Source organism: Pseudomonadota bacterium (genome assembly GCA_011049115.1).
Classification (GTDB): Bacteria; Desulfobacterota; Anaeroferrophillalia; order Anaeroferrophillales; family Tharpellaceae; genus DSCM01.
In genome coordinates this window covers 13,999-33,877 of the sequence record DSCM01000129.1, presented here as the reverse complement: position 1 = coordinate 33,877, position 19,879 = coordinate 13,999, and the positions used below count along the sequence as shown (strand labels likewise).

Here is a 19,879-nt window from a genome sequence, read left to right as displayed (position 1 = left end):
TGAGTTTTGAGGAGGTTTGCAGATGGGAAAATATGAAGAGCTGTATCGTCAGTCAATTGAGTCTCCGAACGAATATTGGGCCGCGGCGGCGGCTGATGTACAGTGGGTCCGGAAATGGGATAAGGTTCTGGATGATTCCGCGGCGCCCAATTTTTATCGCTGGTTTACCGGTGCCGAACTCAATACTTGTTACAACGCGCTGGATTACCATGTCGAAAATGGCCGGGCCGATCAGGTTGCCGTGATTTATGACAGTCCTCAGACTCAGACGGTGAAAAAGATAACCTATAATGAGCTTTTAGACCAGGTGGCCCGTTTTGCCGGCGCGTTGCGGGCGCAGGGTGTGGGCAAGGGGGACACGGTCGTCATCTACATGCCGATGATTCCCGAGACGGTGGTCGCCATGCTTGCCTGTGCCCGGATCGGCGCCGTCCATTCCGTGGTTTTCGGGGGGTTCGCACCCAATGAACTGGCGATTCGCATCGACGACGCCAAGCCGAAGTTGATGATCTCCGCCTCCTGCGGGTTGGAAGGCGCGAGCAAGGTCATTCCCTATAAGCCGCTTCTCGATCAGGCGATCAAACTGGCGGCGGTCAAACCTGAGAAATGTATAATTTTTCAACGGCCGCAGGTTCAGTCTGTACTGATTCCCGGACGTGATCTGGATTGGAATGAAGTTTATGCCCAGGCCGAGCCGGCTCCATGCACGACAGTCAAGGCGACTGATCCCCTTTATATTCTCTATACTTCCGGAACTACTGGGATTCCCAAAGGGGTGGTTCGCGATAATGGTGGTCATGTGGTCGCTCTGAAGCAAAGCATGCGCCAGGTTTACGGGGTTGAGCCCGGAGATGTCTATTGGGCGGCCTCCGATGTCGGCTGGGTTGTCGGCCACTCTTATATTGTCTATGCGCCGCTTTTTCTGGGCTGCACGACCATCCTTTACGAGGGTAAACCGATCGGTACCCCCGATGCCGGTGCCTTCTGGCGGGTGATTTCCGAACATAAGGTGAAGGTTCTTTTCACCGCGCCGACCGCCTTTCGGGCGATTAAAAGGGAAGATCCCAATGGGGAGCTGTTGAAAAAATATGATCTTTCCGAGTTTAAATATCTCTTTCTGGCCGGTGAGCGTCTTGACCCCGATACCTATCACTGGGCCGCTAATCTTCTGCGTATTCCGGTTATTGACCACTGGTGGCAGACCGAAACCGGCTGGGCGATTGCCGCCAATTGTCTGGGGATCGAGCAGTTTCCGATCAAGCCGGGCTCTCCGACCAAAGCCGTGCCCGGCTATAATGTGAAAATTCTGGATGGTGACGGCAAAGAGTTGGGAGCGAATCAAGAAGGCATCGTCACGATTAAATTGCCCCTGCCACCGGGCTGTCTGCCGACCCTCTGGCAGCAGGATCAGCGTTATGTCGAGTCATATGTCAGCGTCTACCCCGGTTATTATTTCACCGGTGACGGCGGTTATATTGACGACGAGGGCTATGTTTACATTATGGGCCGGGTTGACGATGTCATTAACGTTGCCGGGCATCGTCTTTCCACCGGCGGCATGGAAGAGATTGTCGCGACCCATCCCGATGTTGCCGAGTGCGCGGTTCTCGGAGTCGAGGACGAGCTCAAGGGGCAGGTGCCGGTCGGATTTTTCGTGCTGAAAGCCGGGGTCACCAAGGACCCGGCCGAAATTGCAAAAGAGTGTGTGCAGATGGTGCGGGAACAGATCGGCGCGGTCGCCTGTTTCAAGGTTGCCACCGAAGTTGCCCGTCTGCCTAAAACCCGTTCCGGAAAGATTCTGCGCGGCACCATTCGCAAGATTGCCGATAATGAAAAGTATTCGGTGCCGTCAACCATTGATGACCCCGCGGTTTTAGGGGAAATCGAAGAAGCGGTCACTAAAATCGGATATGGAAAAGCGCGCAAAGCTTAATCTTTTTCTTGGCGCTCGGCCGAAATTCATTGCAGCTATTCAGGTGACTGAATAGTTTTAGGATGTTGAACAAAGTCAAGAAGCCGGCTCCGCGGAGGGCCGGCTTCTTGGTTTACAGGGAATCCGGACGGCGCTCCAGATACAGGCCCTGGTATTCTGCCGCGTGCTCGTAAAATTCGAGAAAAATTTCCTGTTTCTCAGAGGTCGGCCGGTGGCCCTCTAAAAGGGCGTGGATTTCGTCATCGAAACGCATTTGCAGAAGCTCGAAGAGATGAAAGCGTTGTACCGTGAAATTCAAGCTTCGCGCCGTTTTTTCAAGATGGTCGAAGCGGATGCTATACTCGTCATGATCCTTGAGGTGGATGCGGCGCGGATTGCGGTTGCTGACCGGGGGGGTGATGGCTGCATAGAGGGAAAAGGGGTAAGGCAGCATGGTATCGCAGCCGTGTTCCGTGATCACGGCGCGTTTGATGTTGGTCCGGGCCAGCATTTCCAGAACAAGCAGTGCTCCGTAATTGAAATTAAAGCTTTCCGGTAGTTCGGCCAGATCGAGTCCGTAAGCGGTAATCTGACGGGCGCATTCGAGCAGCAGTTGCGTTTCATCCAGCTGCTGCTCGAAACGGGCGGACTCTGTACAACTTTTCAGATCGCTGCGCTTAAGAAGTGATTGTAAGGTGTTTTTGCTGATCTCGGTGATGGTCGGCAAATCTCCGATAACTTCATTGAGAATGATAAGCTCGGACGAGGCTTGCCGGTTGTTCTCAAGCCAGGTGAAAATATCCTGACCGTAAAATTCGGCTTGATATAGTGAAAGTCTTTGTTGTTGAATCGCAAGCAGGCGGGGAGAAATATCCACCATGGTTACGCTTTGCGGGCGGATAACTTCAAGCAGGGCCGCCATCAGCGTTCCATAACCGCCGCCGACCTCGACAAGCTCGCCGCAGTTTGCGGGCAGGCCCCGGTCCAGCAAAAATTTTGCCAGCCGGCGGCCATAGGCCTGTGGGCGCTGCAGGGTTTTTGCAAAGGCGCCGTCTCCGTCACCGAGCGATTGACAGACCGTCATTTCCCAGAGTAGGCTGGGATGGTCGCCGGTATAGTAGGCGCTGGTCAGATTCAGGCTGGTCGAGCTCATATCACCACTCCCTTGCCGGTTGCGGCTGAAGGTCGCGTCAGCCGCGCAGCAGACGTCCGCCGATCAGGTGGTAGTGGACATGATACACCACCTGTCCCCCTTCCCGATTGACATTGGCCAGAATCCGGTAGCCGCTTTCCGCTACCGCGAAGTCCTGCGCCAGTTTTTTGATGACCCGGTGGATCTCGGCGATGATTTCCATTTCCGTATCCGGAATATCATTGATGGTCGCGTAATGTTTTTTAGGAATAATCAGCAGGTGAACCGGGGCCTTCGGGTTGATATCTTTAAAGGCAAGAAAATTCTCATCTTCATAGACTTTGTCGGCTGGGATGATTCCCTTGACGATTTTGCAGAACAGGCAGTCTTCCATAAGCGCACTCCCTCCCAGGCATTGATTCAAAGCCGTTGTCGTTATCTTATGCAGGCGTAACTTTTCCCCGTAATCTGACTCAAAAACTGATTTCATTCAGGTGGTTGCAAATTACCATCAGGCAAGCCCTAATTGCGTTAGGGTTTTGTTTTCCCGTTTTCAGCTCATGACCGCGCCGCCGGCCGCCGAGCCGACCCCGCGGGCGTAGCGGGCCAGATATCCTTGTGTGATCTTGGCGGCCGGAGCTTGCCACAAGGCGCGCCGTCGAGCTAATTCGTCTTCCGCGACCAGCAATTCCAGGCTGCGGCCCGGAATATCGATTTTTATCTGGTCGCCTTCCTCCACCAGCGCCAGTAAACCTCCGACGGCGGCTTCGGGGGAAATGTGGCCGATAGCGGCGCCCCGGGTGCCGCCGGAAAAGCGGCCGTCGGTTAACAGGGCGACCTCTTTGTCGAGTCCGATCCCGGCCAACGCCGCCGTCGGCGAGAGCATCTCGCGCATACCGGGTCCGCCGCGCGGGCCCTCATAGCGAATAACGACAACTTCGCCCGGGTTAATTTTTTGGGCAATGATGGCGGTAAAGGCTTCTTCCTCGCTCTCAAAGACCCGGGCCGGGCCCTGGTGACGCAGCATTTCTCCGGCCACGGCCGCTTCCTTGACAACCGCACCTTCGCCGGCCAGGTTGCCGGTCAGAATCGCCAGCCCGCCGGTTTGGTGATAGGGATTGTGCAAAGGTCTGATCACTTCGAAATTGGTCACGCGAACCGCCGGATGGCTTAGATGATCAGCCAGGGGCTTGCCGCTGACCGTCAGGCAGCGGCCGTTTATCAGACCTTTTTCCGCCAGGATTTTCATGATGGCGCTGACTCCTCCCGCCTGATGCAGATCTTCCAGGTGATCCGGGCCCCCTGGCGACAGGTTGCAGAGATGGGGGGTCCTGGCGCTGGCCCGGTTAAACTCGGACAGCTCCAGATTGAGTCCGGCTTCATGGGCAATGGCCGGCAGGTGTAGTGAGGTGTTGGTCGATCCTCCGAAGGCCATGTCGACCGCCAGGGCATTATGAAAGGCCTCCAGGGTCAGAATCCGGCGAAAATTAATTTGCTGTGCCACCAGATTCATGATGGCAATGCCGCTTTCCTTGGCCAGGCGAATGCGGGCCGCGTCAACCGCGAGAATGGTGCCGTTGCCGGGCAGGGCGATTCCCAGGGCTTCGGTCAGACAGTTCATCGAATTGGCGGTAAACATGCCGCTGCACGAGCCCGCCCCGGGACAGGCTGAATTTTCCAGATCGCTGAGTTCTTCCGGGCTGATTGCACCGATCTTAAGTTTTCCCATGCCCTCGAAAACCGTGATCAGATCAATCTGTCGGCCGGCGCAGTTTCCGGTGCGCATGGGGCCGCCGCAGATAACAATGGTGGGCAAATCAAGTCGTGCCCCAGCCATGATCATCCCCGGCACAATCTTGTCACAATTAGGGAGCAGGACCAGGCCGTCAAAAGGATAAGCCCGAGCCATGCTTTCCACTGAATCGGCGATCAATTCCCGGGAGGCCAGCGAATATTTCATGCCCTCATGGCCCATGGCGATGCCGTCGCAGATCCCGATTGTCGAAAATTCCATCGGCGTGCCGCCGGCCATGCGAATCCCGGCCTTGACCGCGGCGCAGATCTGGTTGAGGTGGAGATGGCCTGGAATAACTTCGTTGGCCGACTGGGCGATGCCGATTAAGGGGCGTTGCAGTTCGCTGTCGGTATAGCCGAGGGCTTTAAGCAGGGAACGATGCGGAGCCCTTTCCGCGCCTCTGGTTATGAGATGAGAGCGCATAGATTTACTCCTGTGCGGTTGGCGGCGAGTGGTTTTCAGGTTGCGTCTGAGTCATGGGTTGGTATGGTTTCTGCTCTTGCTGGAGCAATGCCGGGATCTCGGTCGCATAGGCTACGGGAAAGGTTGTTCCGCTGTCGCCTTCCATCTGGCCGATGCTGCCGTCATCCCCGAAAAAATCGATGATTGTCATTCTGCCGAGGGGTTGGATGAAGCTTAAGCCCAGAATCTTACCGTTAATGGGATCCTTGATGACCTTCGTGGCGGCGAAAACCTCAAGTTGCCGCCCTTGGCGGAGGCGGCTGCGATGCCCGGCTTCAACGACAACTTGAGTTTGATTTTGCGGACTGATTCGACACCACCAGGAAGCTGCACTGACGAGTTTACGCAGGGGAACTGGATCATTGGGAACCAGAGGGCGTAGTAGCTGGCCGGTTGAGGTTTCTCTGAAGGTGAAGGAGGCGACATTTTCCCCGGTCTGGCTGTCAATCCAGTCACAGGTGTAATTATGCAGCTTCGTTCCGGCACGCTGGCTCAGAAAGATGATAAATTGCGCCGTCAGTGGTTGCTCCTGTTGCCGCAGCCAGGCGCGACCGGCCTGCAGAAGCTCGTCTCTCTGAGTCAGCAGTCGGTATGGTCCCGCAAAATTTTCTTCAAGATTTTGCTGGACCCGTAACGGGAGTTTTTCTTCAAGTTCCATGATCAGCAGACTGACCAGTTCAGGCCGGAGAATACTGCTGCGGGAAGGAAAGAAAAAAGCCCGGCGCCTAAGCAGAGGCGTCTCCTCCGCGCTGTCGGCCTCGGCCGCTTGGCTCTGCAGGGTTTCTTCCTCGACGGCTGGGGGGGGGCTCGGAGAGCTTTCCGCCCAGGGAGTTTCCTGATCCGGCGTGTTCTCTTCTGCTTTTTCCCCCGTTAACGCAGCCACCTCGGGGATTGAGGCGCTTTCATGATAGGCTTGGTACCGGCCCGCGTGATAGACCTGCATCGGTATCCAGAGCGTCGGCGTTGCTTCCGGGTCCGACGACGCTTGGGGGTTGCTTACCCGAATATAAACCACGCCCTTGACCTCCATGGTCTCGAAATTGAAGCGGCTGTCTTCGGGAAAACGATCGATTTCGAGGCGGGGAAGAAAGGGAAGACTGCAGCCGCCAAGCCCGAAAATAAGGGTGAAAAGTAAGAGCAAGAGCCCACGTGGCCGGCACGGAAAAGGTTTCATGCAGTGTGATTTCAGGTCAAGGGTTGAAAAATAACGGGGATGCAAAGCCTTCTTCCAGCCCCGTGCAGGGGGCGCAGGGAAAATTATTCAACCGCCTTGACCATGTCGTCCTGAGCGAATTTGCCATTGGCCAGGGGTTCACAGATGGCTCCGTCGAGACCAAAAAAATCCACTATTTTAACGGTTCCCTTGAGGGCTCCCTGGGCCTGCCCCAGGGAAAGCCTGGTGCCTGGGTCTTTGATTTCGCTGCCTTTGGCGTAAACCCTCAGATTCTGGCCCGCTTGCAGCCCGCTCATGCGCCCGGCATTAATCAGAAGGCGCTGATTTTCAACCTGGATGACCCTGGCGCTCCAATCGATCATTCGGACATGGCCGACCAGACTGCCGATAACCTGTTCCGAACCCGGGGTCGCGGGGTTTAAATTATAGCTCTTGACCGGATAGCCGGTGGTCGCGTCCAGCAACTGCAATTCAACCTGCTGGGTCGGCGTATTGTAGGCGCCGCCCATATAGTTGTAATTGCCGGAAAAGTGAATTTTTTCCAGAATTATGGCATGAGCTCCGAGCTCCTGACCCAGTTGGCTGATTCGGGCCTGGGTATCCAGCGATAGATTGTAAACCTGAGCCGTACGGCTGTATTGCTCAACGGCCTCGCGGGGAATCAGGTTGATGCCGGGAGCTGTGGCCAGTTGCTGAAAGATTTTCTGGCTGAAGGCATCCTGCGGCGAAGTACTGAGTCCGTGTTGCGGATAACTTATTAAAAACAGCACTTTACGCTTGATTCCGCTGAAAGAAAAAGCTTCGTTTGCAGGGGCTCCGAAAAATGAGCTTCCAGCAGCATTGCTTTCCACTATTCCTCCCGGCAGGGTCGCTTCCAGGCCGCTTCCGTAAACTGGGTGCATCGGTTGCAGGGGCTGGGCTTCGGGATAGGCGCCGTAAGCGAGGTTTCCCGTCCCCGAATAAACCGGCGCGGCCGTCATACCGTAAGCCGGTTGCGCGGTGGCCATGCCCTGGGCCTGATAGTTGGAAGCCGGAGTCTGAGTCGCGCCGTAATAACCTGGAGTGGCGTTCATCGCATAGTTGGGATTGGGATTGTAAGGCTGTCCCGGCTTGAAGGCGTCGGCGACCGGGGCCGGCTGGCCATAGGCCTGGGTATATGTGTTGTTGTCGGCCATGGGCTGCTGATAAAGATTAGCATTTTGCACCGGCGCCTGGCTTGAGTATTGGCCGCTGTATTGCGGTTCGTCATCAATCAGGCTGGAATCCTGGACCAAAGCCTCTTCCTCCTGGACCTTTTGGCTGCCGAAAAATGGAATGTGCCAGCTGCAGCCGCTGACCATGAAAGCCGCTATTATGCAGAAAAATACGATCTTTCTTGTCATGGGTGTTTTCTCCTTGGTATGATGCTTGAAAATTGGCGGCCCCGCTAAAACACAGCTTTATCCTGAGAGTCCGTTGCCAGAAAATCGCGGCTCCCCAGGGAGTAGAGCTGTTTTTTACACGGCCGATAGATGCTTTGTCCAGCTATGGCATAGACCGGATTCTTTTTCAATCTTTTTTGTGGTAAGCTTTGTCGCTCAGCCAGGCGGAGCGACAGGTTGAATTAAAGAAAGTGACTAATGCGGGAACGAGTCCTGCGACTCAAATGGCCCTCATGGCCCGCAAATAAGTACTCTAATCAGCCAGCCCGGTTATTCTGTGGATGTTCTGGAAAGATGGCCTGATTTTTGTCGGAAATCGGGATGGTGTTCCCAAAATTTCCTGAAAGTAATCAGCTTTCGAGCTGGTTTGCGCGGAAGTGTTTACAGAAATTCCGACAAGCCGGCTTGCTGTAATTCGGCTACGACTTCCTTGACCTGCTGAGAACTCCCTTTCCGGCAGATCAAAAGCGCGTCGTCGCTTTCCACCACAAGCAGATTTTCAACATCCACCAGGGCCGTTAGCTTGCGACTGTAGACCGTGTTGTCGGTGGCCTCGATCGAGATGACCGGCGTGCTCTGCGAAAAAGGGCTGAGCTGTAATTCGTCAAGTGAATCCCAACTGCCCAGATCACTCCAGGGAAAATCAGCGGGAACGACGACGACCCGAGTTGATTTTTCCATGATGCCGACATCGATGGACATGGGGTCGACCTCCTGGAAAAATTGACTGAGGGCTGGTTGCAAGCCTTCGGCGGCCAGGAGTGCGGCAAATTTTATCCGCGATTTTCCCAGTTCGGGAGCCAGTTTGCTGATTTCGCGCAGGATCGTACCGGCCTGCCAGATGAAGATTCCGCTGTTCCAGTAGTAGCCGCCATCCATAAGATAGGTCGCGGCCGTGCGGTAATCGGGTTTTTCGACAAATCTTTTAACTTCGTAGGCGGCGATTTTTGCCTTCTCCTCAGGCAGTTTCGTGCCGCCCTGAATATAGCCATACCCAGTTTCGGGGCGGTTTGGGCGGATCCCCAGGGTTACCAGACTGCCGCTGGCGGCGCATTCCGCCGCGCGACGTAAATGGTCATGAAAGCGCCCGGGATCACCGATGTAATGATCGGCTGGAAACACCATCATGATAGCGTTGTCGCCGGCCTTAAGCGCCAGCAGCTGCGCGGCCACGGCAATGGCGGGCCCGGTATTACGCCCCTCGGGCTCGGCGATGATCTGGGTTCTGTCCAGCCAGGGCTTGAGCAAGCCGTAAACCTCATCGGCCTGTTCCTGGTTGGTGAGCACCATGATTCGCTCCGCCGGAATATAGGGCAGCAGGCGTTCCAATGTGGTTTCCAGGGTGGTTTTTCCGGAGAGCAGGGGAATGAGTTGTTTCGGTTTCTGATGACGGCTCAAAGGCCAGAAACGGGTTCCGGAGCCTCCAGCGAGAATAATTCCATAGACTTCTTGCATGGTTATGTCCTTGGCAGGGCTTGAAAAAGATATTGGTTACAGATTTTCCGGGGTGGTTACCGGGGGTACGCGCTGATAATCATCCTCGTATCTGACGATGTCGTCTTCGTCAAGGTAGTCTCCGATTTGTACTTCAATGATTTTTACAATTGCCTTTCCCGGGTTGCCGAGCCGGTGCCGGCTATTCCGGGGAATATAGACATGCATGCCGGTTTCCAGACGTAGATCTTCATCACCCAGAGTCACTAGGCAGGGACCAGCGGTTACCACCCAGTGCTCGCTGCGTTGCCGATGAGATTGCAGACTCAATCGCTGGCCGGGATTGACCAGAATTTCCTTGACCTGATAGCTTTCCGCCAGCAGGAGGGAACGATAGGATCCCCACGGGCGAGAAACGGGGTCGTGCATCAGTCTTCCCTCGCGGTTTAGTTGAGCAACTCCAAGGCGTATTTGCCGTTTTGGTTACGGGTCAGGACAACCATGACTTCCTGATTTTCTTTCTGGGTAAAGCCGAAGTCGACAATGTCACGCGGAAATCGGGGCGAACGCCAGGATTCGCGCATCTCTCCGGCCTGCCATTGAACCCCGATAATCTGATCATATTTGATCTTGTCATCGATAATCAGGCCGATGCCCTTATCCACCAGCCCCGGGTTCACGACCCTTTCCTTTTTGATCAGAAAACTCTGCCGGCCATAGCTGTTGCGCATGACAAAGCGGCGGGCGGCATAGCGTATCTCAGCAGTTTTGGTAATCGAAAAGCCGCCTTCATAGACGGTTTTAGCAAGTTTCTGCAGGTAGATGGTCTCATCGAAAGCTCCGAAATGTTGGTCGCAACTGACCAACATTTCGGAGCTTTCGGCATTAAATCCAGCCAAGTTGCCCTGTTCATCGATGATCAGAAGCTGATTTTCGTTAAAAGGGTTCAGTGTGAAATTGTAGATGGAAAACACATCCCGAGCCTGGCGGAACTGGTTGCGGACCGAAAACCTGCCCTGAAAGAAACCTCCCCAGTGAATCGGTACCTGGTACTGCTTGAATGCGCCCATCTCCTGGGCCAGCAGCACCCGCTTGCCGTCTCGCAGTTCAAGTACGCGAAAATAGTAGGGGTAGTCTTTGCCGAGGAGCGCGATTTTAGTTCCCTGGTTTTCGACGATCAGGGAATAAAGCGCGGTATCCTTTTTGTTATCGACGGTCTTCGGTCGGCCAAGGGTGACATAGAGTTCGTCTCTGCCGTTGTGGTTGAAATCTCCGGCGTGAAGGTGCAGAGGAATGGCGTCGTTATAAGGCAGGCGAAAACGTCCAAGCGGGACCAGCTTGGGCTGGTCGTCTAGGCGGTAGATTTCCAGCCATTGTTCATTTAAAAGAACAAGTTCCTGTCCGGGGTGCTGGTCCCAATCGGCAAAAACCAAGCGTTTGTAGGGGTTCTTGAGTTCAATCTTACCCGCCGGCTGAGAGCCGGGAGCCGGTCCCGAGGCCTGAGTGAAGGATCTGCCTTCAGGGTCAGAGGCGCTACCGGATGTCGAGGTGAGCGTGAATTGAATTCCCGCCGGATGGCTTATGGGAGGCGCCCAGCCCAGGGCGAAACGGTTCTGATAAAAAATATTCTGCTCGCGATCGGTTAGACGGCAAAAAAGCATGGAGCCGGCGGCTTCCAGAGCGATGATCAGGGGGCGAATCCCCGGAGTTTCACCAGCGCCGATCTGGGCTTTGTGCATGACGGCGTAAGGAATCTGGTTCGCCTGCAGAGCGCGGGTCAGATCGAGGTAACAGGGCAGATCCTGCGGCGCGGTAAGATTGCTGTAGAGGTAGACTCGGTTGTGCGCCAGTGGAAACAGGGGCGCTCCGGGGAAAATCTTTTGTGAGCCCGGAAGAATTGTGCCCCGGGCCTGGTTGCCGCTGATTTGCGTAACCTGGATGCGGGCCAGGTTGTCCTGCAGGGACAACGGGACTCCCGGCAGGCTGTTGCCCTTGACCGCCAGGGTCGCGCCAACACTGATCTGCGGATCCGTGAGCGACAGGATGGCGGTCGTGCCCTGAATCACATCAAGTCGCCCGACTGATAGATTGCCGGGGTTGAGACGATATCTGATGGTCTGCGTTAATTCCTGCCAGGGATTCGAGGCTCCCAACGCGGTTTCGAACAGAAAAAGGCTGAAAATCAACAGCGCCGCGGGACAGGTTCTTCTGAGTCTAATCATGTTCGGCATGGTCTCTTTATCGGGAAAAAAGCGTTGGGCTCAAGGCCGGCGGAAATTCTTTGCAGGGTCACTCCTTCAGAATATAGAGAATAATAGATATCCGGACCATAAAGCAAGTAAAAAAAGCCCGACCATTTCTGGTCGGGCTTTTCAGTCAAGCCTTTCGGCAAGCCTTTTGGTTCAGATAAGCTTTAGCTTACCAGGACCAGCATATTTCCAGGCGGCTGATCCAGGCCGTGTCATCGGCTTTCTTGCCGAGCAGATCCTGTACGCCGTCGCCGGGATCAAGAAAGCTGGTGCAGAAACTGGTGACGACGTTGCTGGAGAGAGGATAGGTGACCAGCGCGTCCACAGTCCAGCCGATTTCATCGTTTTTCAGGTTCAGGCCGTCTTTCTCGGCAAACCACATGTAAGCGGTCTGGACCTTGTAGGAAACCTTGTCGAGCTTACCGGTGGCGCCCATGCCCAGATATATCAGACCGGGGTTGTTACCGGTACCGCCGGCGCCGATACCGCCGTAAGTGGCGCTGCCGCCGCCCAGACGCTCAGGCACCAGGCCGTACAGCGGGGCGCCGAGGCTGCCGAGGTGTTCGTACATGATCGCGCCTTCCATACCGAAGGTCGGAGTGTAGCGGGTGATGTTGGTGATGCCGACGAAACCTTCGGCATCGTCATCGGTCAGATCATCGTCGCCCTGGACATAGAAACCGCCCAGGTAAGGCTGAAATTCGGGCATCAGGTCGAGTTTCAGAGCGGCGAAGGCGGCCCAGGATCTGATGTCGTAGTCTTTGCCGCCGGGGGCGGCGTCGTTGATGGTGCCGGTGACGCCGACGACTTCAAAGCTCGGCATCAGCATGCCGATCTTGCCGTAGCCTTCAAAGCCGGCATAATAAGCCTGGGCGTTGCCGTATTTCTGAATGCCTTTGCGCATGTCGCTGTAGGTGAAGAAGGGGCTTAAGGTCAGGCCGCAGAACTTGAAGTTGAACTTGGCGTTGTAGGTATACCAGTCGGTATCGCGATAGTGATTGCCGCCGGTGCTGTTGACATCGTCGGAATCGTTGATCAGGAGCATGTAAACCTGCCAGTCCATGACCTTGTCGACCTCGCCGGAAAGCATGATGTACGGATGGTCGTCCCCGTAAAGCAGACCGCCGGTCTTAAGGTCCTGAAAGGTGACATCCCAACCGGTGGACAGTTTGACCGGGCCGAAATCATACCAGAAATTGGAGCGCTCCACCGAGAACTCGCTGCCGAAATCGGAGCTGACATTGCCGTAACCACTGTAGGTGTTGCGGTCGACGTTGTCCTTGCTGTAATGGATATCATTTTCCAAAATGACTTTGAAGCCGAAGTTCTCGCCTTTACCGGCAAACCCGATGCGCAGCTCGTTGCGGACGAAGAAGCCGGCGCCGAAGCCGCCTTCATCCAGGGTCAGCGGGTCGTTGCCGCTCGGGTTGCTGCTGTCGAAGTCGATCAAGTTGGTTGAATAGGTGGGGATGAAACGATTGTTGCCGAACAGGGTCAGGTCGACCCCCTTCTTGGCGCTGACCGTGCCTTCGCCCATGGCGGCGAAAGACACACCGGCCGTGGCGAGAATAAAGATTACGCTCACCAGTAATGCAAGATAACTTCTCTTCATCTGTGTTACTCCTTTTCTAGTTGTTGAAATAAAACTGAAACCACTTCTCTGACTGACGGATGATAAAATCGACCGACCGTCCACGAAGACTTTCCGTTGCGGAGCCGCCGCGCCGGACCGGCTTATCCGGTGTTGCATAATCAAGGTTTGCCGCTTGCCTCTTGTTTAAGGCTCGCTCAATCTCGCCCGCGAGCCGCTTGCGTGGTCTCACCCCCTTTCTAAATACCATGCTGTCTTCAAGCATGGCTTGGCAATCAGCAAAAAACGAGTCTTATCGGGTTGCAATGCCTGTCTGTGGAAGCGAAAATACTATAACAGCTTTTTAGGCTACGCGGGCTAAATATCATTTCAGCCCGCGTTTGTCAACCTAATTTTTAGATATTTTTAATCTTAATTTGAAATAATCTTAATGTTTTCCGGGGTGAGGGTAAGGGGGAGGACGGCGTTTCCGGTGATCAGATAGGTGGTTTCCGTGGTGACGGCGGTTGCGGGCAGATCCCTGTAGGGGGCCGGAGCCTGGTGGTGGGGGGGGAAGGTCAGTTTAGGTTCAAGGGCGACGACCATGCCTTCTTCCAGAAGCATGCGGTTTCCCCGGGCCAGGAAAGGAAACTCATCGACTTCAAGGCCGACGCCGTGACCGACGAAGCTCACCTGGTCGCGGCCGTGACCGAGAAAATAATCGCTAAAACCAAATTCGGCCGCCAGTTTCAGGGCCCTGGCGTAAATTTCGCCGCCGGCCCGGCCGGGTTGCAGGGCCGCGACCAGTTCATGGTTAAGGCGGAGCAGGTCGTGATGGGTGCGCTGTAGTTGCGCCGATGGCTCGCCGAGGCAGAACATGCGGGTCAGGTCGGCGAGGTAGCCTTCGCAGTTGACCATGAAATCGATGCTGATCGGGGTTCCCGGTTGTAATTTGGTGTCGGAGGCTCCTTGAGAAAAGGCGGCGCCAAGCCCCAGACCGTTGGTCGGTGAATCAAGATAGCCACGCCGGGCCCCTTCACCGCCGCTGAGGGTGTGACCAAAAAAAAGTTCGTTGTTCCAGCCGCGCATGCGAACGATGCCAAGGTGTCCCAGGCGCCGCGCCTGATGTTCAAGCTCGGCCATCAGCTCGATCTCGCTGAGCTTGCAGGTCAGGACCGTGGCGGCATGGTCCATGACCTGATCCATGATGGCGGCGGCTTTGGTGATGCAGCTGATTTCATAAGCACTTTTGCGGGCGCGCAGGCTGCGGATCAGGAAAGAAGCGTCACTAAGGCGGCAGCTTTCCGGCAACAGGCTGCGCCAGCGTTCGGCCACCCGCACCGGAACCACGTCCAGCTCCAGGCCGAGGTTTCGAGCGCCGCCGAGCTCGGTCTGGAGCTCCCGGATCAGTTCAGCGTGGTCGAGCGGTTGGGGCCGAATTTCGGAGAGCGGGGATTCCTGACGGGCCCGCGCCAGGCTGCGCCGCACCCAGAAGACCGGCTTTCCGGAGCGAGGCAGCCAGAGGACGCCGTCCTGCAGGGTGCCGGTAAAATAATAGCGGTCGACGTTTTGCAGGACGAGAAGGCCCTCCAGTTCGGTCTGGGCGAGGCTTTCCTGGGTTTTTTTCAGGCGCTGTTCGATTTCGCCGGCCGGTACCAGCTGGTAGGACGCCGGTAGTTCCGGCGGGGACGGGTCCATATTCATCAGTCGTGTCAGCTGTTTTCCGCTAAAAGTTCTTGTGCGGCGACGGCGAGGCCTTGAGAAAGTGTTTCAAGGCTCGTCGATTTTTTTCTCTATGTGGGAAAGATAGTCGTTGATCTCTTTTTTGAGCTTGCCGAGTTCAAAAAGCCGGTTTTCGATTTCGGCGCTGTGGCGGCGCAGGAGTTCCACGACCTTGGGCAGCACCTTCTTGTTGTTGCGATGCCGGTTGTAATGATTTTCAAGTTCCGCCATTTCGCCCAGGGAGAGACCAAGGAGTTTGAGTTTTTTGATAAAGCGCAATCTGCGCAGGTCGTCATCCGTGTAAATCCGGCGTCCACCTTCGATTCTCTTGACGGTGTTTAACAGACCGATCTCTTCGTAATAGCGGATGGTTCTGGTGCTGAGATCAAGAATCTTGCCGAGTTCGCCGATGCGATAGCGTTTCAGGTTGGCTTCAACCTGGGGCTCCGGGGTGCTTTCCATGTTCTCCAAGGCGGGGTCGGCCAGCGGGTCAATTTCTTAAAGAGGTTGTCGGGTCATTTATTTTTCGCGTCGCTGTCTTTAGTAGAGTAAGCGGAAAATCTTGTCAAGAACTTTATTGCCGTGTAAAGTGGTGAAAAGGTTGGTTTTTTTTGGTCTTTTCGGCCCCCCGGTAAAGCCGCTTGGATTTCCTTAAATCGCTGTTCTGCCGCTGCGGGAAATTATGTTAAGTTTATAACGTATGCTTTAGTCTCTGTAAACATGACTGGTTTTGTGGTTGAGGGGAGAGTTGCTTTTCAGTTGACAAATGGGAATCGCTGAGATAGTTGCGGTTTGATATAAAGATGTTTTATGGGGTTTGCGGGGAATGGGCATGGCGGAAGAGTCAGGTGCGGATTTGACGTCCGAGCTGCTTGAAATTCAGGACCTCTGTTTGAACTTTGGGGGAGTGAATGCTTTGCTTGGGGTTGGATTCAGGGTTCGTCAGGGGGAAATTCATTCCCTCATCGGGCCGAACGGAGCCGGAAAATCGGCTTTATTAAATGTTATCAGTGGCTTGAGTCGACCACAGAGGGGGGCGGTGCTTTATCGGGGACGGAATCTGGTTACGCTGCCGCCACATAAGATCGCTGGCCTGGGGATTGGCCGTAGTTTTCAGCAGGTCAGCTTGGTCAAGGGGATGACGGTTCTGGATAATCTGCTTCTCGGCCGGCATGCGCGGCTGCGGACCGGGTTCTTGCGCAGCGCCTTTTTCTGGGGTGGGGCTCGCCGGGAAGAGCTCGAGCAGCGTGAAATGGTGGAGGAACTGATTGGTTTTTTAGGTCTGTCGCCGTTTCGTGACCAGCCGGTTGGTGCCTTGAGTTACGGTTTGCAGAAGCGTCTCGAACTGGGCCGGGCCCTGGCCCTGGAACCGGAACTTCTGCTTCTCGATGAGCCTCTGTCCGGAATAAGCCGGGAAGAGGTCGCGGAGATGGTTCGTTTCATTATTGAGATCAATCAGAAACGTTTCGTCACGGTGCTGCTGGTTGAACATGACATGGAGGTGGTCATGGAACTTTCAGACCGGGTAACGGTACTTAATTTCGGTGCATTGCTGACTACCGGGACCCCGGTTGAGGTGCAGAGCAACCCGCTGGTCATCAGCGCTTACCTGGGGGTTGAGGATTCATTTCTTCAGTCCGGTTGCGCTGAGGGCTCCGTTTGAGGACTAAAGAATGGATTTTTTTCTGCAGCTGCTGATCAGTGGCATGGTTATGGGTGGTATTTACGCCTTGGTGGCTCTCGGTTTTGTGCTGATTTACAAAGCTACCGGGGTCATAAATTTTGCCCAGGGTGAATTTTTGCTGGTCGGCGCCTATGTCTGTCTGGCCCTGATGGCCCAGCTGCAACTGACTTTCTGGGTCGCATTTTTACTGACGATGGGGGTTGCGGTCCTGTTGGGTCTGATTATCGAACGTCTGGTGTTGCGGCCGATGATCGGCAAGCCGATTATTTCCGTAATCATGTTGACGATCGGTCTCTCCAGTGTCTTGAAATGTCTGGTGCTGCTGGTCTGGGGTCCCCATGATCGGGTTTATCCTCAGGATTTTTCCCAGCCCCCCCTGGCCCTGGGAAACCTAATCATCTCCCCGGTCTGTCTCTGGGCGCTGGGCGTTACCGGGTTTTTTCTGGTTTTGTTCACGCTGTTTTTCCGCTATACTACCGCGGGTCTGGCGCTGCGGGCCGTGGTCTCTGATTTACAGGCGGCTCGGTCGGTGGGGATCAAGGTCAAGAATAGTTTTGCCCTGGCTTGGTGTATTGCCTTTATGCTGGCCGGCGGGGCTGGAGTCTTTCTCGGCAATATCAATGTGGTTAATGTTTCTCTCGGATTTTACGGGCTCAAGGTTCTTCCGGCCGTGATTCTGGGGGGGCTTGACAGCTTCGTGGGAGCGGTTGCCGGAGGATTGCTGATCGGTTTGGTGGAAGTTCTGGCCGGAGCCTATCTCGATCCTCTGGTTGGCGGGGGCACCCAGGAGGTGATTCCTTTTGTCGTTCTGCTGATTGTTCTGCTGGTCAAACCCTATGGTCTTTGGGGGAGGGGTGCGCTTGAAACTATCTGAGCTCGAAGGGCAACGGCGATGGGGCTGGAACGGGGGAGGACGGAGTTGAGTCTGAGCTCGCCTGCACTCGACGGCAAAAAAACCGACAACCGCGATTGCCTGAAGACAGCGGCCTCATCAAAAGCCTTTTCCCCTGGGCCCCGTTGGTTTTTTGGGATGGTCTTTCTCTATGTGATGCCGCTTTTTCTCGACAGCTATCAGCTGTATGTCTGCAATCTTGCCGGGATCGCGATAATCGGGGCACTGGGGCTTAATCTTCTAGTCGGTTATACGGGGCTGATCTCTCTGGGGCATGGGGCCTTTCTTGGTATCGGAGCTTATGCTTCCGCCAGTCTGGTGATGGATCTGGAGGTGCCGTTCTTTGTCGCTCTGCCCGGTGCCGGCTTGATAACCGCCATGTGCGGCATGATTTTTGGACTTCCTTCTCTGCGTCTGAAAGGTTTTTATCTGGCGATCGCTACCTTGGCCGCACAGTTTATTATTGAATTTCTGCTGGTTCATGTTGAGTTTATCACCAACGGAGTGCTCGGTAAAATGGTAGCCTTTCCTTCTTTTATGGGGTTCTCTTTTGATACCGACCGGCGTTATTTCTATCTGGTTGTCAGCATCGTTCTTGGCGCCCTGATCCTGACCCGCAATCTAGTTCGAAGTCGGCCCGGTCGGGCCTTGGTCGCGATCCGCGATCAGGCCGTCGCCGCCCAGGCGATGGGCATCAATCTCTTCAAATACAAGCTTCTGGCCTTTGGTTGCAGCTCCTTTCTGGCCGGGGTGGCCGGTTCTTTGTGGGCTCATTATGTGACCATCATCACCCCGGAGCATTTTACTTTCGGGGTCTCGATTGAGTATTTGGCGATGATTATTATCGGAGGTATGGGGCAGTTGCTCGGTTCGGTTCTCGGGGCCATCTTTATGGTTTTGTTGCCTGAGTTTCTGCGGGTCGGCTGCAACCTGTTGAGTGGTGAGTTCCCGTTGATTGTGAATCTGTTTGCCGCTCTTAAGGAGGGCGTCTTCGGTTTGATAATCATCACCTTTCTGATTTTTGAACCGGAGGGCCTGGCCCATCGCTGGCAGCTGATCAAGGATTATTGGCAAAACCGGCTGTCTTTCCATTGATGGTTTCCATTGTCCAGGGTAAAAGCCGTATCCGGCGGCGTGTTTTCTGGTAAGCAAGCGGCCCGGCATGTTCTTGATGAGGTTGGCGCATTTTTTTGCCGACCCGAGCCATTCAGGGTCAACAGGGGGGGGATGAAAAAGATTTTTAGCCGTCTGGGGACGGGATTGCTGTTGTTGCTGTTCTGCGGTTCGGTGCAGGCGGAGAAAACCATTAAAATCGGCGGCCTCTTTGATATTACCGGTGGAACCGGTTCGGTCGGCACCCCCTACGCTCAAGGGGTGCGCGATTATGTGCGTTATCTGAATGAGGAACAGGGGGGGCTTAACGGGATTCCGCTGGAACTTCTGGATGTTGATTACGCGTATAAAATCTCTCAGGCGTTGGCGGCGTATAAAAATTTCAAGAATTCCGACGTGGTCGCTATTCAGGGATGGGGAACCGGTGATACCGAGGCGATGGCGCCGCTGATCAATAAGGATCGGATTCCCTATTTTTCGGCTTCATATTCTGAACATCTTTGTAACCCGGCTCTGACGCCCTATAATTTTTCGGTCGGTGTCACCTATGCCGACCAGGCGCGAGCCGTGCTCTCCTTTATACGGGAAAATTGGGCCGATGAGAGTCGTCCACCCCGGGTCGCGTTTATTTACAATGATACCGGATTCGGGCGTTCACCTTTTTTTACCGTCAGATATCAGGGCCATCTTTTTCCCGGTGCCGAAGATTATGCCCGCGCCCTCGGAATTGAGATCGTGGCCCGAACGATCATTGATTTGCGTTCTCTGGAGGTCAGCCCTCAGTTGCTGGGCCTGAAAAAAGCCGATCCTGATTTTATCCTGGTACAGCAAACCTCGGAGATGGCGACGATCTTGAAGGATGCTGAAAAACTGAAACTGAGAAGTCGTTTTTTTGCTTTGAATTGGGCTATGAGTCGCGAGATTCTGGCCCAGGCGGGGGCGGCGGCGGAAAACTGTTACTGGGTCAACCCGTTTTGTGTCTGGGAAGACAGCGGCCCCGGAGTGAGCCAGGCAAAAATGGTCAGCCTTAAATATCATCCCGGTAAAATTCAGCCCGTAAACTATTTTCAAGGTTTTGTCGCGATGCAGGTCATGGTCGAGGGCTTGCGGAGGATCAAAGGGGAGGTGACGGGACCGAAGCTTAAGGAGGCCCTTGAAACCATGCAGGAATTTGAGACCGGAGGATTGACCATGCCGATCAGTTTTTCCCCTGTCAGTCATAAAGGGACCATGGGGATGAGGCTTTACCAGGTGCGGAATGGTCGCTTTGTTCTGGTTGAGGCGTTGCGGCTTGAGCGTCGACCGCTTTAAAGCTGAAT

At 54.9% G+C, this 19,879-nt stretch carries 16 protein-coding genes; 5 read left to right on the top strand and 11 right to left on the bottom strand.

Annotation, left to right across the window (positions count from 1 at the left end):
• Window positions 1–22 precede the first annotated feature (22 nt).
• A complete protein-coding gene (locus ENN66_10995; protein HDS17108.1) occupies window positions 23–1,933 on the top strand; it encodes a propionyl-CoA synthetase in 1,911 nt (636 codons plus the stop codon).
• Window positions 1,934–2,045: 112 nt separating this feature from the next.
• Here ENN66_10995 and ENN66_10990 read toward each other — a convergent pair whose 3' ends face one another.
• The 11 genes from ENN66_10990 to ENN66_10940 all read right to left on the bottom strand — a co-directional run bounded on the left by ENN66_10990 (window position 2,046) and on the right by ENN66_10940 (window position 15,333).
• Window positions 2,046–3,065, bottom strand: coding sequence for a hypothetical protein (locus tag ENN66_10990; protein ID HDS17107.1), 1,020 nt, complete (start codon window positions 3,063–3,065; stop codon window positions 2,046–2,048).
• 37 nt (window positions 3,066–3,102) lie between these two features.
• Window positions 3,103–3,438, bottom strand: coding sequence for a histidine triad nucleotide-binding protein (locus ENN66_10985; protein ID HDS17106.1), 336 nt, complete (start codon window positions 3,436–3,438; stop codon window positions 3,103–3,105).
• 159 nt (window positions 3,439–3,597) lie between these two features.
• On the bottom strand, window positions 3,598–5,262 hold the full coding sequence (gene ilvD / locus ENN66_10980) for a dihydroxy-acid dehydratase (protein ID HDS17105.1): 1,665 nt from the start codon (window positions 5,260–5,262) through the stop codon (window positions 3,598–3,600).
• Between the two features lie 4 nt (window positions 5,263–5,266).
• The gene (locus ENN66_10975; GenBank protein ID HDS17104.1) at window positions 5,267–6,475 is read right to left on the bottom strand and encodes a hypothetical protein; all 1,209 of its coding nucleotides are present in this window, start codon (window positions 6,473–6,475) and stop codon (window positions 5,267–5,269) included.
• Between the two features lie 83 nt (window positions 6,476–6,558).
• Window positions 6,559–7,857 (bottom strand): hypothetical protein, encoded by a 1,299-nt coding sequence (locus ENN66_10970; GenBank protein ID HDS17103.1) that lies wholly within the window; start codon window positions 7,855–7,857, stop codon window positions 6,559–6,561.
• Window positions 7,858–8,277: 420 nt separating this feature from the next.
• A complete protein-coding gene (locus tag ENN66_10965) occupies window positions 8,278–9,351 on the bottom strand; it encodes a mannose-1-phosphate guanylyltransferase (GenBank protein HDS17102.1) in 1,074 nt (357 codons plus the stop codon).
• Window positions 9,352–9,387: 36 nt separating this feature from the next.
• A complete protein-coding gene (locus tag ENN66_10960) occupies window positions 9,388–9,759 on the bottom strand; it encodes a cupin domain-containing protein (protein HDS17101.1) in 372 nt (123 codons plus the stop codon).
• Window positions 9,760–9,776: 17 nt separating this feature from the next.
• Window positions 9,777–11,552 carry a VCBS repeat-containing protein gene (locus ENN66_10955; GenBank protein HDS17100.1) on the bottom strand — a complete coding sequence of 592 codons (1,776 nt, stop codon included), beginning with the start codon at window positions 11,550–11,552 and terminating at the stop codon, window positions 9,777–9,779.
• A gap of 196 nt (window positions 11,553–11,748) precedes the next feature.
• Window positions 11,749–13,191, bottom strand: coding sequence for a hypothetical protein (locus tag ENN66_10950; protein HDS17099.1), 1,443 nt, complete (start codon window positions 13,189–13,191; stop codon window positions 11,749–11,751).
• A 390-nt stretch (window positions 13,192–13,581) separates the two neighbouring features.
• Window positions 13,582–14,853, bottom strand: coding sequence for an aminopeptidase P family protein (locus tag ENN66_10945; GenBank protein ID HDS17098.1), 1,272 nt, complete (start codon window positions 14,851–14,853; stop codon window positions 13,582–13,584).
• Between the two features lie 66 nt (window positions 14,854–14,919).
• Entirely contained in the window at window positions 14,920–15,333 is a 414-nt protein-coding gene (locus ENN66_10940; protein HDS17097.1) for a MerR family transcriptional regulator, read from the bottom strand.
• Window positions 15,334–15,703: 370 nt separating this feature from the next.
• On the opposite strand from ENN66_10940, the gene ENN66_10935 reads away from it, so the two are divergent.
• From ENN66_10935 to ENN66_10920, 4 genes are all read left to right on the top strand, one after another.
• Entirely contained in the window at window positions 15,704–16,534 is an 831-nt protein-coding gene (locus ENN66_10935) for an ABC transporter ATP-binding protein (protein HDS17096.1), read from the top strand.
• Between the two features lie 10 nt (window positions 16,535–16,544).
• Complete coding sequence (locus ENN66_10930) at window positions 16,545–17,429, top strand: branched-chain amino acid ABC transporter permease (protein HDS17095.1); 885 nt, start codon at window positions 16,545–16,547, stop codon at window positions 17,427–17,429.
• An 18-nt stretch (window positions 17,430–17,447) separates the two neighbouring features.
• Window positions 17,448–18,542, top strand: a complete 1,095-nt coding sequence (locus ENN66_10925) for a branched-chain amino acid ABC transporter permease (protein ID HDS17094.1) — start codon at window positions 17,448–17,450, stop codon at window positions 18,540–18,542.
• Between the two features lie 132 nt (window positions 18,543–18,674).
• Window positions 18,675–19,871, top strand: a complete 1,197-nt coding sequence (locus ENN66_10920; protein HDS17093.1) for a branched-chain amino acid ABC transporter substrate-binding protein — start codon at window positions 18,675–18,677, stop codon at window positions 19,869–19,871.
• Window positions 19,872–19,879 lie beyond the last annotated feature (8 nt).

What these genes read in the sequence shown, in the direction of transcription:
- ENN66_10995 (HDS17108.1), top strand. Translation starts at nt 23, where the DNA reads ATGGGAAAATATGAAGAGCTGTATCGTCAGTCAATTGAGTCTCCGAAC.
- ENN66_10990 (HDS17107.1), bottom strand. Translation starts at nt 3,065, where the DNA reads ATGAGCTCGACCAGCCTGAATCTGACCAGCGCCTACTATACCGGCGAC.
- ENN66_10985 (HDS17106.1), bottom strand. Translation starts at nt 3,438, where the DNA reads ATGGAAGACTGCCTGTTCTGCAAAATCGTCAAGGGAATCATCCCAGCC.
- ilvD (HDS17105.1), bottom strand. Translation starts at nt 5,262, where the DNA reads ATGCGCTCTCATCTCATAACCAGAGGCGCGGAAAGGGCTCCGCATCGT.
- ENN66_10975 (HDS17104.1), bottom strand. Translation starts at nt 6,475, where the DNA reads ATGAAACCTTTTCCGTGCCGGCCACGTGGGCTCTTGCTCTTACTTTTC.
- ENN66_10970 (HDS17103.1), bottom strand. Translation starts at nt 7,857, where the DNA reads ATGACAAGAAAGATCGTATTTTTCTGCATAATAGCGGCTTTCATGGTC.
- ENN66_10965 (HDS17102.1), bottom strand. Translation starts at nt 9,351, where the DNA reads ATGCAAGAAGTCTATGGAATTATTCTCGCTGGAGGCTCCGGAACCCGT.
- ENN66_10960 (HDS17101.1), bottom strand. Translation starts at nt 9,759, where the DNA reads ATGCACGACCCCGTTTCTCGCCCGTGGGGATCCTATCGTTCCCTCCTG.
- ENN66_10955 (HDS17100.1), bottom strand. Translation starts at nt 11,552, where the DNA reads ATGATTAGACTCAGAAGAACCTGTCCCGCGGCGCTGTTGATTTTCAGC.
- ENN66_10950 (HDS17099.1), bottom strand. Translation starts at nt 13,191, where the DNA reads ATGAAGAGAAGTTATCTTGCATTACTGGTGAGCGTAATCTTTATTCTC.
- ENN66_10945 (HDS17098.1), bottom strand. Translation starts at nt 14,853, where the DNA reads ATGAATATGGACCCGTCCCCGCCGGAACTACCGGCGTCCTACCAGCTG.
- ENN66_10940 (HDS17097.1), bottom strand. Translation starts at nt 15,333, where the DNA reads ATGGAAAGCACCCCGGAGCCCCAGGTTGAAGCCAACCTGAAACGCTAT.
- ENN66_10935 (HDS17096.1), top strand. Translation starts at nt 15,704, where the DNA reads ATGGCGGAAGAGTCAGGTGCGGATTTGACGTCCGAGCTGCTTGAAATT.
- ENN66_10930 (HDS17095.1), top strand. Translation starts at nt 16,545, where the DNA reads ATGGATTTTTTTCTGCAGCTGCTGATCAGTGGCATGGTTATGGGTGGT.
- ENN66_10925 (HDS17094.1), top strand. Translation starts at nt 17,448, where the DNA reads ATGGGGCTGGAACGGGGGAGGACGGAGTTGAGTCTGAGCTCGCCTGCA.
- ENN66_10920 (HDS17093.1), top strand. Translation starts at nt 18,675, where the DNA reads ATGAAAAAGATTTTTAGCCGTCTGGGGACGGGATTGCTGTTGTTGCTG.